Origin of the sequence: Streptomyces sp. NPDC051183, from assembly GCF_040682455.1 — a bacterium.
Classification (GTDB): Bacteria; Actinomycetota; Actinomycetes; order Streptomycetales; family Streptomycetaceae; genus Streptomyces.
In genome coordinates, this window is record NZ_JBFBBA010000004.1 from 70352 (window position 1) to 84022 (window position 13671).

General features: G+C 74.8%; 7 protein-coding genes. 2 read left to right on the top strand and 5 right to left on the bottom strand.

All coding sequences use genetic code 11. The features are described 5' to 3' along the window. Positions 1-63: 63 nt before the first annotated feature. Positions 64-2160: a PIG-L family deacetylase gene (locus AB0M99_RS04835; RefSeq protein ID WP_365917227.1), complete on the bottom strand. Its 2097-nt coding sequence runs from the start codon at positions 2158-2160 to the stop codon at positions 64-66. A 158-nt stretch (positions 2161-2318) separates the two neighbouring features. Beyond that, positions 2319-5468, bottom strand: coding sequence for a PIG-L family deacetylase (locus AB0M99_RS04840; RefSeq protein WP_365917228.1), 3150 nt, complete (start codon positions 5466-5468; stop codon positions 2319-2321). Positions 5469-6095: 627 nt separating this feature from the next. On the opposite strand from AB0M99_RS04840, the gene AB0M99_RS04845 reads away from it, so the two are divergent. Then, positions 6096-9083 (top strand): bifunctional [glutamine synthetase] adenylyltransferase/[glutamine synthetase]-adenylyl-L-tyrosine phosphorylase, encoded by a 2988-nt coding sequence (locus tag AB0M99_RS04845; RefSeq protein WP_365917229.1) that lies wholly within the window; start codon positions 6096-6098, stop codon positions 9081-9083. 19 nt (positions 9084-9102) lie between these two features. On the opposite strand, the gene AB0M99_RS04850 is transcribed toward AB0M99_RS04845, so the two are convergent. Both AB0M99_RS04850 and AB0M99_RS04855 read right to left on the bottom strand, forming a co-directional pair. Further along, positions 9103-9864 (bottom strand): CAP domain-containing protein, encoded by a 762-nt coding sequence (locus tag AB0M99_RS04850; protein ID WP_365917230.1) that lies wholly within the window; start codon positions 9862-9864, stop codon positions 9103-9105. A gap of 385 nt (positions 9865-10249) precedes the next feature. Further along, positions 10250-10873 carry a 1,4-alpha-glucan branching protein gene (locus AB0M99_RS04855; protein WP_365917231.1) on the bottom strand — a complete coding sequence of 208 codons (624 nt, stop codon included), beginning with the start codon at positions 10871-10873 and terminating at the stop codon, positions 10250-10252. A 157-nt stretch (positions 10874-11030) separates the two neighbouring features. On the opposite strand from AB0M99_RS04855, the gene AB0M99_RS04860 reads away from it, so the two are divergent. Continuing rightward, positions 11031-12620 (top strand): amidohydrolase, encoded by a 1590-nt coding sequence (locus AB0M99_RS04860; protein ID WP_365917232.1) that lies wholly within the window; start codon positions 11031-11033, stop codon positions 12618-12620. 89 nt (positions 12621-12709) lie between these two features. On the opposite strand, the gene AB0M99_RS04865 is transcribed toward AB0M99_RS04860, so the two are convergent. Beyond that, positions 12710-13609, bottom strand: a complete 900-nt coding sequence (locus AB0M99_RS04865) for a phosphatase PAP2 family protein (protein WP_365917233.1) — start codon at positions 13607-13609, stop codon at positions 12710-12712. Positions 13610-13671 lie beyond the last annotated feature (62 nt).

A 13671-nucleotide genomic window follows, 5' to 3' on the forward strand; every position in this document is an offset into this window, starting at 1 on the left:
CCGGCCCGGCCCGAGTCTGCCAAGGAGGACGGGCTGACACAACATCTTTGCCCCTTAAGGGAGTTATCGCGCAGAGTCGGGGACCGCCCGGTGCCAGACGGTACGGGCGGGATGGGGCAGGGAGCCCACGACGTGGAGCTCTGCGTCCAGCCCCAGGACCGCCGTCGTGGTCGCGCCGTCCGCCTCCTGGACGCCCGCCGGGGCACCCGCGAACAGCATCCGGGACTCCGTCCACGCGGGCGGCCCGCCCAGGCCCGTCGTGCTGACGGTGCCGGAGTCCGCGCGCCCGGACAGCAGCCGGCCCGCGACGCCGACCGCGCCGTAGCCGGCCCGCCCGCCGGCCTCCGAGACGCTGGAGACGGCCGGCTTCCCGGTACCGCCGCCGCCCGCCGTGGCCAGGGCGGTACGCACGACCCCCGAGTCCGGCCGCCGGAAGTACAGGCGGACGCCCGCGCCCTCCGGCGCCGCCGTCAGCGGGACGGTGGTGGCGGGCAGCCCCGTCGGGAACGGGCCCCGCAGCGCGCCGGCCGCGTCCGCGGAGGTCCAGGCCAGTACCGACTTGGTGGTGGTGGCGTACAGGTGGCGCCGCCCGGCGGCGTCCGTCACCGTCACCGGATCGCTCTGCAGGTCCTCCCCGCCGAGCCGCAGCCACTCGCCGAAGCCACCGCCCGGCTGCTGCTCGCGGGCCCGCAGCGTGCGGTGCGCGTCGCGGACGTACACGGCCAGGCGGCCGTCGGCCGTCACCGCCGCCGAGGGGGTGCTGATCGCCGAGGTGCCGTCCTCGTCGTCCGCCTCGGGGGTGCCGAGCGACTGCCACGTCCCGAACGGGCCGCCGGGCGCGGACTGGACGGCGTACACGATCTCGCGCCGGTAGTCCTGCGGCCGCTCGCCCAGGACCGTACGGGTGGCGAGGACCGCGACGCGCCCGTCGGGGAAGCGGGCGGTGGTCGCGCCCGGGTCGATGCCGGTGCCGGGCAGCAGGGCCGGTCCGGTCCAGTCGGCCCCCGGGCCCGGGCCGCGGCTCCAGACGGCCATCCGGCCGTCCAGCGGGGAGAACGCGTACAGCCGGCCGGGCACGCCCTCCACCAGCCACGACGCGCTGTCCCCGCGGGCGTAGCGCAGCGACTGCGCCCAGTTGCGGCCGGTCGGGCTGCCCGCCACCTTGCGGTCGCCGCAACCCGAGGGGCTGCCGCAGTAGTTCTCGCGGTCGTGCCAGGCGTACGTCTTCAGGTAGCCGGTCTTCGTCTCGGCCGTCTGCGGGTCCAGCGCGTGCGGGAGGGTGCTGTTGTGGTAGCCGAGGTAGTTCTGGACGGTGAACCGCGGCCGCTCCCCGACCGGCACGTCGGCGGCGTACCGTGCCGTCGCGGCCTGCGCGAACCGCGCCCCGTACATGTGGTCCTGGTGGTCGGTGTACCTGCCGGTCTCGGCGTACCGCCCCGGGGTCGGATCCTGTATCCGTATCGTCGTCGGCCGGTACTGCCCCAGGAGTCCGGCCATCGCCCGTATCACCTGGTCCTTGGTGTACGTGTACGGCTGCCGGACCGGGGTGCCGTTGGCCAACTGGGGCTCCAGCGCCGGTATCCGGCCGTTCCACAGGCCGCGCAGGCTGTCGGGGTTGTCGCTGAAGGAGTTGCGGGCCTCGCGCAGTTGCAGCCAGACGAGGTTGACCTGGGGCCGGGCGACGAGCACGTCGAGCTCGGCCCGGCCGCCGCCGGCCGTGGCTATGACCGTGCGCTGCCAGGGGGCGGCGCGGTCGCCGGTGGCCATCTGGGCGTAGGCGGAGCGGATGCCGTTCTGCCGGGCCTCCGCGTAGTGGGCGCGGTCGGCGGGCTGGTCCGGGTCCTTGGCGGCCGCGCCGTGGGCCTGGTTGCGGCCGTCGGACTCGCCGGAGGTGAGGTAGACGGTGGTGACCGGGGTGCCGGCCGTCAGCGAGCGGCTGAGGTCGGGGTTCATGAAGAACAGGTCGTCGTCGGGGTGGGCGACGATCTGTACGACCGATCCGGCCGTGGTGCTCACGGGCAGTTCGGCGGCGGGGTTGCGCGTCTGGGTGGCCTCGGCCGCCGTCTGCTGGCCGGAGGCGACGGCGAGTACACCGGTGGCACCTGCGGTGAGCATGGGCAGCACGGCCGCGAGGAGGAAACGGCGGCGGGAAACGGGCATCGCTAACCCTTGAGGTCGTTCCGGACGGGAAGAACCGCTGTGCAGTCAGTGAGAGGCCGAACGGGGGGAGTTGGTTCACCGGGATCGCCGATGACTTTGGATGTGGTCCACGGCGCCCGGTGGTCTGCGGCGCCCGGTTGTCCACGGCGCCCGGTGGTCTACGGCGCCTGGTTGCGCGGGCCCACCGGCAGCCACGGCGCGAGGTACGCGTCGGGCTCGTCCGCCGACGAGGTCACGTACAGCCGCGCGTCGAGCCCCACCACCGCCAGGCTGACCGTGTTCCTGCCGGTCATCGTGGACGACGGCGCGCCGACGAACATCAGCGGCGACCGCCGCCACGGCCGGCCGGAGCCCACGTCCGCACCCAGCAGCCCGCCCGCCGAACGGCCCGCGAGGACGTGCCCGCTCGCCGTGACCGAGCCGAAGCCCTGCAGTCCGCCGAGGTCCGTGAGGCTGTTGACCTTCAGTCCGCCCTCGCCCGTGACCAGGGCCGTACGCACATTGCCCGAGCCCGGCTTGCGGAACCACAGCCGTACCCCGCCCTCGCGGCCCTCCGCGGTGAGGGGGAGCGTGGTGTCCGGCAGCCCGGTGGGCGTGGCCGGGCCCAGCGGGGCGCCCGGCTTCGGCTGCACCCACCCCAGCACCGTCTTGGTGGTGGACACGAACACCATGCGCCGCCCGGCCCCGTCGGTCGCGGCCGCCGGTGTGCCGTGCAGGTCGGAGCCCCCGTACTGCTCCCAGGGGCCCCAACTGCCGTCCGCCGCCTGCACACGGCCTCGCAGGGTGTACGAGCCGTCGCGCACGTACGCCGCCAACTGCCCGGCCCCGTCGACCGATACGGCGGGCGCGCTGATGTCGGAGGTCCAGTTCTCGTCGGCGGTCTCCGGGGTGCCGAGGGACTGCCAATCCCCGAACTCCTCGGAGCCGGGGCCCTTCTGGAGGGCGTAGACGACCTCGCGCTTGTAGTCGGTGGGCTTGGCGCCGAAGGACGTACGGGTGCCGAAGGCGGCGATCCGGCCGTCCTTCAGGGTGACGGTGGAGATGCCCTGGTCCATGCCGGTGCCGGGGAGCAGGCGCGGCCCGCTCCAGGTGCCGATCGGCCCGGCCCGGTGCCAGACGGCGACCTGGCCGTCGAGCACCTTGAAGGCCCACAGGCCGTGGCGGCTGTCGGAGGTCAGCCAGGAAGTGCTGGTGCCTCGCGCGTAGTTGATGGAATCCGTCCACCGGTTGCCCGCCGGGTGATCGGCGACCTTGAGGTCTCCGCAGCCGGCGTCGCTGCCGCAGTGGTTCTGCTTGTCGAGCCAGGCGTAGGTGTCCAGGATGTCCAGCTTCGCCTTGGCCTCGTCCGGGTCCAGCGCGCTGGGGAGCGACCCGTTGAAGTAACCGAGGTAGTTCTGCACCGCGAAGTGCGGGCGGTCCTTGACGTCCTTCGCGTACGAGGCCAGCGCGAGCTGCGCGAAGCGGGCGCCGTAGAAGTGGTCCTGGTGGTCGGTGTACCGCTTGGTGTCCGGGAACCGGCCGGGGGTCGGGTCCTGGGAGCGGATGGTCGTCGGCTTGTACTGCGCGAGGAAGCCGACGAGGGTCTGGACGACCTGGTCCTTCGTGTACGTGAACCTCTGCTTGACCGGGGTGCCCGAGGCGAGCATCGACTCCAGGCGGGGGACCTTGCCGTCCCACAGGCCGTGGAGGCTGTCGGGGACGTCGGCGTAGACGTGGCCGGCCTCGCGCAGTTGCAGCCAGACGAGGTTGACCTCGGGCTTCGCGACGAGGACGTCGACCTCGGCGTGGCCGCCGCCCTTGGTGGGGACGACGGTGCGCTTCCAGGGGCTGCTGCGGTCGCCGGTGGCCATCTGGGCGTAGGCGGCGCGGATGCCGTTCTGGCGGGCCTCGGCGTACGCGGGCTTGTTCGCCGGGGTGGAGGCTTCCTTGGCGGCGCCGGCGTTGATGCCGTCGGCTTCGCCGGAGGTCAGGTAGACCGAGGTGACGGGGTGGCCGGCGGCTATGGAGTACCGCAGGTCCGGGTTCATGAAGTAGAGGTCGTCGTCGGGGTGCGCGACGATCTGGAGCACCCGGCCGGGGTCGGGCGCGTCGGCGGGGGCGGCCGCGGCGGGTTTTCCGTGCGGGGCGGTGGGGGCGCCGAGGCCGGCGAGGGCCTCGTTGCCCCGGAGTATGAGCATGCTTCCGGCGGCGGTGGCCGCGCAGAGGGCGACGACCTTGACGAGCCGGGCCCTGCCGTGTGCCCTGCCGGGCGGTACGGGGGCACCGGGCGCCGCGGACCCGGCGGCGGCTGCCGCGCGGCGCGCGGCTCGCCCGGGCGCCTGCCGCGCAGGCGGGGAGCCGTGGCCGCCGGTGCCGTCCTGCGGGTCGTCGCCCTGCCCCGCCGCCCCGTACGACGACGCGCCTCGGCGCCCCGGCCCGGGCCGCCGGGCGTCGTGACCGGCGGGGCCGCCGGGGTCGGGGTGCCCGGCGGCGCCGTGCGACGGGTTGGGGCGCGGGGCGCCTCGGCCGTCGGGGCCGGGGTGCGGGGCGTGGTGGCCGGTGGGGCCGCGGTGTCCGGCGGTGTGGTCTGACGGTCCGTACTGCGGCGCGCCGTGGCCGACTTGGTCGGGGTACCAGGGGGCCTGGGCGGCGGGGCCGGACTGCCAGGGGCCGTGGCCGAACGGGTCGGGGTGCCCGGGGAGGCCTGACGAGCCGTGGTGCGGCGCGCCTCGGCCGTCCGGGCCGGGCTGCCAGGGGCCCTGGGCGGCGGGGCCGGGCTGCCAGGGGCCGGGGCTGACCTGGTCGGGGTGGCCTGACGGGGTGGGGTTCCAGGAGCCGGGGCTGACCCGGTCGGGGTGGTGGGCGCTCCGGCCGGCCGGGTCGGGGTGGTGCGCGGGGTGACCGTAGGGTTCGGTGTGCCGGGGACCGTGGTCGAACTGGTCGGGGTGGCCGAACGGCCCGGGCTGCCAGGGGCTCTGCGTGGCGGGGTCGGGGTGGCCCACGGGGTGGTTCGACGGTCCGGGGTGCCAGGCGCCGTGGCCGGAGGGGGCGGACTGCCAGGAAGTGGCGCCGGGCGGCGCGGACTGCCAGTCGTGGCCCACCGGGTCGTAGGGCCGGGGGGCGTGGCCGTCCGGGCCGGGGTGGTGGGCGCGGTGGTCGTCCGGGCCGGGGTGCCAGCCGTGGGCGGCCGGGGCGGGCTGACCGGTGGAGTGGTCGGCCGCACCCGGGTGCCAGGAGGCTTCGCCGGCCGGGTCGGGCTGCCAGTTGGGGGCCGTGGGGTCGGTGTGCCACGTGGGGCCGTTGGTGCCCGGGGAGTCGTGGTCGGGCATGGGCTCCTCCGTGGCCGGGCGGCGGGCGGGGAGCGAACCCCATTCCATTGCATGTACTCGGATAGTCCGATAATCCGCCTCATGATAAGGCCCAGAATCCGAACACCTGCTCCAGGTGCGCGCGTCACCGCCCCGCCCCGACCCGCAGACCCGACCCGACCCGAGGGCACAACTAGTCCGTGGACGCGCCCGGGGGACGCACCCGAGGGGCGCCGGGCCGCCGGCTGCTCGGGAACCCGAGCCGGGCCCCGCCCGAGCAGGCGCCCCGGGCGCAACCCGTCCCCGGGCGCGACGTGGAGGCACCACCAGGGGGCACGGTCCGGGAACGCACCCCGGGTGCGCAGGGCGGCGCAGGCGCTGGCCCCCACTCGGCCACGCCATCCGGGTCGCGCCCCGGGCGCCCGGGACGCACCGCCCGGCCGGCCCCCAACACCACGGAACAGGCCCCCGCCCGAGCACGCGCTCCGGGTCGCAACCCGCCCCCGCCGCGCCACCGGCGGTCCCGCCCCCGCCGCCCCGGCCCACGGTGGTGTGCCAGCGCCCCCGGCCTGGGTGAGGACGTAGGCTCGGGCTGGCGCGCCGGTGTGCGCCGGGGCAGTGGCAGCGACGTACTCGGGAGGCGGCGGGATGACAGTCCCGGGACGCAGGAGCAGTACCTTCAGCCGGCTGCTGCGCAGCGGCTTCACCGACCCCTCCACCGCGGCCCGGCTGCTCGACGCCGACGCGCTCGCCGCCGTACGCACCGACCCGGTGCTCCTCGACGCCCTCGGGGCCACCGCCGATCCCGACCTCGCCCTGCTCGGGCTGGTGCGGCTCGCCGAGGCGCAGGCGCCCGACGAGCTGCCGGTGCTCCTCGACACCCTCGTCAGCGCCAAACCGCTGCGCGACCGCCTGCTCGGCGTACTCGGCGCCTCCGAGGCGCTCGGCGACCACCTCGCCCGCCACCCCCGCGACTGGCGGAGCCTCGTCACCTACGAGGCCGCCGACCTGCACCCCGGGCTCGCCGAGTTCGAGCGCGGCCTCGCCGGCGCGCACGACCCGGTCCAGCTCCGCGTCGCCTACCGGCGCTGCCTGCTCTCCATCGCCGCCCGGGACGTCTGCGGCACCATCGACGTGGCCGAGACCGCCGCCGAGCTCGCCGACCTCGCCACCGCCACCCTCCGCGCCGCCCTGCGCATCGCCTGCGCCGCCGCCCCCGCCGACGCGGCGCAGTGCCGCCTCGCCGTCATCGCGATGGGCAAGTGCGGCGGCAACGAGCTGAACTACGTCTCCGACGTCGACGTGATCTTCGTCGGGGAGGCGGCCAACGGCACCGACGAGGGCAAGGGCATCCAGGCCGCCACCCGCCTCGCCTCCCACCTCATGCGGATCTGCTCGGAGACCACCGTCGAGGGCACCATCTGGCCCGTCGACGCCAACCTCCGCCCCGAGGGCAGAAACGGTCCGCTCGTGCGGACCCTCGCCTCCCACCTCGCCTACTACCAGCGCTGGGCCAAGACCTGGGAGTTCCAGGCCCTCCTCAAGGCCCGGGCCGTCGCCGGCGACGAGGCGCTCGGCGCCGAGTACGTCGAAGCCATAACGCCCCTCGTCTGGCAGGCCGCCGAACGCGAGAACTTCGTCGCCGACGTCCAGAAGATGCGCCGCCGCGTCGTCGACAACATCCCCGCCGCCCAGGTCGACCGCGAGCTCAAGCTCGGCCCCGGCGGCCTGCGCGACGTCGAGTTCGCCGTGCAGCTGCTCCAGCTCGTGCACGGCCGCAGCGACGCCACCCTGCACTCCGGCACCACCCTCGACGCCCTGCACGCCCTCGCCGCCGGCGGGTACGTCGGGCGCGCCGACGCCGCCCAGCTGCACGACGCGTACCGCTTCCTGCGCGCCATGGAGCACCGCATCCAGCTCTACCGGCTGCGCCGCACCCACCTCGTCCCCGAGGACGAGAACGACCTGCGGCGCCTGGGCCGCTCGCTGAGCCTGCGCACCGAACCCGTCTCCGAGCTCAACAAGGCCTGGCGCCGGCACGCCTCCGTCGTCCGCCGCCTGCACGAGAAGCTCTTCTACCGGCCGCTCCTCGACGCCGTCGCCCAGCTCGCCCCCGGCGAGACCCGGCTCTCGCCCCGCGCCGCCGGGCAGCGCCTCGAAGCCCTCGGGTACGCCGACCCGGCCGGGGCCCTGCGCCACCTCGAAGCCCTCGCCTCCGGCGTCACCCGCAAAGCCGCCATCCAGCGCACCCTGCTGCCGGTCCTGCTCGGCTGGTTCGCCGACTCGGCCGACCCCGACGCCGGCCTGCTCGGCTTCCGCAAGGTCTCCGACGCCCTGGGCAAGACCCCCTGGTACCTGCGGCTGCTGCGCGACGAGGGCGCCGCCGCCGAGAACCTCGCCCGCGTCCTGTCCGCCGGCCGCCTCGCTCCCGACCTCCTGATGCGCGCCCCCGAGGCCGTCGCCCTGCTCGGCGACCCCGAAGGCCTGGCGCCCCGTACGCACGAGTCCCTGGAGCAGGAGGTCCTCGCCGCCGTGGGCCGCGCCCCGAACCCCGAGGCCGGCGTCGCCGCCGCCCGCGGGGTCCGCCGCCGCGAGCTCTTCCGCACCGCCGCGGCCGACATCATCGGCTCCTACGGTACGGAGGACAGCCCGGCCGAGGAGGACCACGGAGCCCTCGTCGACCGGGTCGGCAGCGCCGTCTCCGACCTCACCGCCGCCACGATCGCCGGAGCCCTGCGCGCCGCCGTCCAGGGCCACTGGGGCGACACCCTGCCCACCCGCTTCGCCGTCATCGGCGTCGGCCGCTTCGGCGGGCACGAACTGGGCTACGGCTCCGACGCGGACGTCCTGTTCGTCCACGAACCCCGCGAGGGCGTCGACGAGCAGGAGGCCGCCAAGGCCGCCCAGGCCGTCATCGCCGAGATGCGCAGGCTGCTCCAAGTGCCCACCGCGGACCCGCCGTTGCTGATCGACGCCGACCTGCGCCCCGAGGGCCGCTCCGGACCGCTGGTGCGCACCCTGGGCTCGTACGCCGCGTACTACCGGCGCTGGTCCATGACCTGGGAGTCCCAGGCCCTGCTACGCGCGGAACCGGTCGCGGGCGACGCCGAGCTGGGCGCCCGCTTCATCGAGCTCATCGACCCGCTGCGCTACCCGGTGGAGGGCCTGGGCGAGGACGCCGTACGGGAGATCCGCCGGCTCAAGGCCCGGATGGAGTCCGAGCGGCTGCCGCGCGGCGCCGACCCGACCCTGCACACCAAACTGGGCCGCGGCGGCCTCAGCGACGTCGAGTGGACCGTCCAGCTGCTCCAGATGCGGCACGCCTGGGCGGAGCCGGGCCTGCGCACCACCCGCACCCGCCCGGCGCTGGCCGCGGCGCACGCGGCCGGGCTGATCCCGACCGAGGAGGCGCAGATCCTCGACGAGGCCTGGGTGCTCGCCACCCGGGTCCGCAACGCGGTGATGCTGGTGCGCGGCCGCGCCGGGGACACCTTCCCCTCCGAGGCCCGCGAGCTGGCGGCGGTGGGCCGCTACCTCGGCTACGCCCCGGGCCGCGTCGGGGAGGTCCTGGACGACTACCGCCGCATCACCCGCCGCGCCCGGGCGGTGGTGGACGAGCTGTTCTACGGAGCCTGACGCCGCGGCGCCCGCTGGCTCAGCGCGACGCGCCGAAGGCCTGCGTCCAGTAGTTGTTCGGCTGGGCCAGGCCGATGCCCATCTCCTTGAAGGAGCAGTTCAGGATGTTCTGCCGGTGGCCGGGGCTGTTCATCCAGCCCTCCATGACCTTCTCGGGAGTGCTGTACCCGTAGGCGACGTTCTCGCCGTACGTGCTCCACGCGTATCCGGCACGGGTGATGCGCTGGCCCGGGTCGGAGCCGTCGGAGCCCGTGTGGGACATGTTGCTGTGGGCGGCCATGTCCTCGCTGTGGGCCTGCGCGGCCTTCGAGAGCGTCGCGTTGATGGTGACGGCCGGGCACCCGGCCGCGGCGCGCTCCTGGTTGACGAGCGAGAGGACCGCGGCGACGGCGCCGGAGGCCGGCGGGGCCGCGGTCTTCGGGGGCTCGGGCGCCTGCGGCTTCTTGGTGACGGCCGGCGGCTTCGGCGCCTGCGTCTGCGGGGGCGCGGGCGGGGACGTCTGCACGACCGGCTGCGCGGAGGCCACGGGGCTGCTGGGGGAGGCGGCCGGGGTGCTGCTCGGGGACGGGACGTCCACGGGCACCACGGGGGCCTGGGAGGTGGCGGCGGCCGGGGACGCGTCCTGCCACGGCCGGCTCTCCGGCCGGCTCTTGGCCTGCGTGCGACCCGTGTCCTGCGTGTCGAAGCAGGCGATGGCGGCGGTGGGGACAGCCACGATTCCCAGAGCGCCGACGGCGATGGCTATCTTCTTGAGCGGTTTCTTCTTCCGATGCTTCTGCATGCGTGACCTCATTCAGTGATCGCGAAGCTTCCGGTGCCCGAATCGCGAGGCGCCGGAGGAGCCGCCATTCTTAAAAGCCCGCCAACGGCCTGGCAAGTTTCGCCTGATCGTCCACCACGGGGATTCGACGTGCGGCTTGAAACGGGCTCGTGATCGTGCATGGTCACGATTCGGTCACTCCTGCAACCGCCTGAGGGGCATTCAGAAAAGCCTGTGACCAGGCCGGTCGGGGGTGACCCGATCGGTACCGCGGATTCCGTTTCCGCCGGTGAGGGGAATGTCGATCCCAAAACAGACAAATATCGAAATGTCGGCGGTATGGCGCCCCGTGAGGGGCGCCCGGCACCGACCTACGGGCCGTGACGCATGTCACGAATTCCCGGTCCTACGCGGTCGCCCGCCGCAGGACCGCGAATACGGCGCGGGAGGACTCGCCGTCCGGGGCGTGCCACTCGGCCGTGACGCGGGCGCGGTCGGCCCCGTCGGCGGGGGACCGCGGGTTCAGGACGCGGGTCACCGTCACGGCGAGCCCGTCGTCCGCGGCCGGGTCCCGGTCCGGCAGGTCCGCGCCCTCGACCCCGCCGGCCTCGACGGTGACCGTGGGGTCCGGCGTGCCGCTCTCGCTCTGCATCTGCGGCACGGCCTCGCCGCGCAGCAGCGCCCGGAGCCGGGCCACCAGCACCGGGTCCCGCGTGCCGTCGTACACCCAGCGCAGCCCCAGCACGCCGTGCTCCGACGTGCCGACGAGGGCCTGCTCGGCGCCGTCCAGCGGGGCCCCGCGGTACGTCAGCGGTACGTGGTAGGCGACCGGGGTGCCGTCGGCGGTATCGGTGACGACCATGAATTCGATGCCGACCTCGCCCTCGGGGTCGTCGAGCCGGAAGCCGCCCGCCTTGGCCAGCTGCGGGTCCCGGCCGGGGAGACCGGCGTACCAGGGCTGCGCCGGCAGCCAGGAAGCCAGGAGCTCCAGCTTGCCGGGGGTCATGGTGGTGCGGTGGATGACTGCCATGCCGGGTGACTCCTCGGTGTCGTACGGAAGTTGATCAGCCGGTGGGGGAGTGTAGCCGCCGGCGGCACCCGCTTCCCGTACGGGCGGACGTTGCCTGCCGCGTATTAGGTTGGTCGGCGCCCGCCCCGTAGCCCGCCGGCCCCGAAGGAGCACCGCAGTGCCCGCTGCCGACACCGTCCTCACCGGAGCCCGCGTCCGCACCCTCGACCCGGCCCGCCCCGAAGCCCGCGCGGTGGCCCTCGCCGACGGCCTGATCACGGCCGTCGGCGACGAGCACGACGTACGCGACTGGCGCGGCCCCGGCACCGAGGTGATCGACCTCGGCGGCGCCACGCTCACCCCCGGCCTCACCGACGCCCACAGCCACCCCGTCTGGGGCATCGAGATGGCCACCGGAACCGACCTCTCCGCCGTCCGGGACCTGGACGGACTCCGCGCCGCCCTGCGCGCCGCCCGCCGGGCCCCCGGCGACTGGGTGGTGGGCTTCGGCCTCGACCACAACGCCTTCGGCGGCCGGCCCGTCGACCGGGCCCTGATCGAGGAGGCCCTCGCCGGGGCCCCCGCCTTCCTGCGCCTCTACGACGGCCACTCCGCCCTCGCGAGCGGCGCGGCCCTGCGGGCCGCCGGGATCACCGGCCCCCGCGGCTTCGCCCAGCGGTCCGAGATCGTCTGCGACGCCGAGGGGCGCCCCACCGGGCACCTGGTCGAACACGCGGCGATGGCCCTGGTCGGCGCCCTGCTCCCGAAGCCGACCCACGCCGAGCGCCGGGCCCGCCTCGTCGGGCTGCTCGGCGACATGGCCGCCACCGGCCTCACCGGCGCCCACGTCATGGACCTCGGCGACGGAGACGTACCGGCCCTCCTCGCCACCGTCGAGTACGAGGGGCACCTGCCGCTGCGGCTGCGCCTGGCGCCCTGGTGCATGCCCGGGGCGGGGGCGCAGGAGCTGGCCGAGCTGATCGCGCTCCAGGGGACCGGCGGCCGCCACTGGCGGGTCGGCGGGGTGAAGCTCTTCATGGACGGCACCGTCGAGGGCGGCACCGCCTGGCTGGAGCACGCCGACCGCCACGGCCGGGGCACGGACGCCTTCTGGCCCGACCCCGAGGCCTACTCGGCGGCCGTACGGGCCCTGGACGCGGCCGGGGTGCCCACCGCGACCCACGCCATCGGCGACGCGGCGGTGCGGCACGTACTCGACACCGTCGCGGCGCTGGGCGGCCGGGCGGCCCGGGCCCGGCACCGGATCGAGCACATCGAGACCGTCCCCGACGACCAGCTGAAGCGGTTCGCCGAGCTGGGAGTGGCCGCCTCGATGCAGCCCCCGCACACGGCCTACACCCGGGCGGACCACACCGACGAATGGTCGAAGCGGCTGGGGGAGGAACGTGCGGCGCGCGCCTGGCGCTGCCGCGACCTGCGCGACGCCGGGGCGGTGCTCGCCCTCGGCTCGGACTGGCCCGTCGCCCACCACGACGCCCGGCAGGTGCTGGCCACCGCCCGCAGCCCGCTGGGCGCGGCCGCGGCCGGGCGGGCCCTGACCGGGCTGATGGCGGTGGAGGGCATGACCTCGCACGCCGCGCTCGCGGCGGGTGAGGAAGCGGTGGCGGGCCGGATCGCGCCCGGCTGCCGCGCGGATCTGACGGCCTTCGTCCTCGACCCGGTGACCGCCCCGCCGGACGAGCTGGCCGGGACCCCGGTCCGGCTCACCGTCTCGGGCGGCCGGATCACGCACCGCGAGGGGGCCTGAGGGTCCGGGAGCCTTGAAGACCGGGAGCCTTGAAGACCGGGAGCCTTGAAGACCGGGACCCAGAAGACCGGAACCCCGGGGCCCGGACCTCAGCGCCGGAAGCGGCTCATCACGGCCGCGGCCACCGGGTGGCGGCCCGTGTGCTCGGGCTCGCGCGGCAACCGGTGCGGGAGCGCCCCGTACCAGGCGCGCGAGACGGCGAAGCCGAAGGCCAGGCAGACCATGCCGCCCACGGCGTCGAGCCAGAAGTGGTTGGCGGTGGCCACGATCACGATCAGAGTGGCCGTCGGGTAGAGCAGGCCGAGGATCCGTGCCCAGGGAGCGGAGGCGACCGCGAAGATCGTCAGCCCGCACCAGAGCGACCACCCTATGTGCATCGAGGGCATGGCCGCGTACTGGTTCGACATGTGCTTGAGGTTCCCGGAGGCCATCGAGCCCCAGGTGTGGTGCACCAGCACGGTGTCGATGAAGTCCTGCCCGTTCATCAGGCGGGGCGGTGCGAGCGGGTAGCAGTAGTAGCCGAGCAGGGCCACGCCCGTGGTGGCGAAGAGGACCAGCCGCGTCGCCGCGTACCGCCCCGGATGGAAACGGTAGATCCACACCAGTACGCCGATGGTCACCACGAAGTGGAGCGTGGCGTAGTAGTAGTTCATGCCCACGATCAGCCACGTCACCGAGTTGATCGCGTGGTTGACCTGCTCCTCGACGGCGATGCCGAGGGTGCGCTCCAGGTTCCACAGCCAGTCGGCGTTGGCGAGCGCGGCCGACTTCTGCTCGGGCACCGCATTGCGGATCAGCGAGTACGTCCAGTAGCTGATCGCGATCAGCAGTACCTCGAACCAGATCCGCGGCCGGCGCGGAGAGCGCAACCGGGACAGGAGGGACTCGCCCTCGGCAGGCGCTGCCACCGGGCGGGCATCACTGTCGGTCACGGGTGGTGACGAGACGTCCGTCCGGGTTTCCAGTGTCTTCACGCTCGATTCACCCATGGGGGAAGAGTCTGCCAGATGCGTTCTCGCCTCCGATCATCCCTCGGGACGGTCTTCGGCGC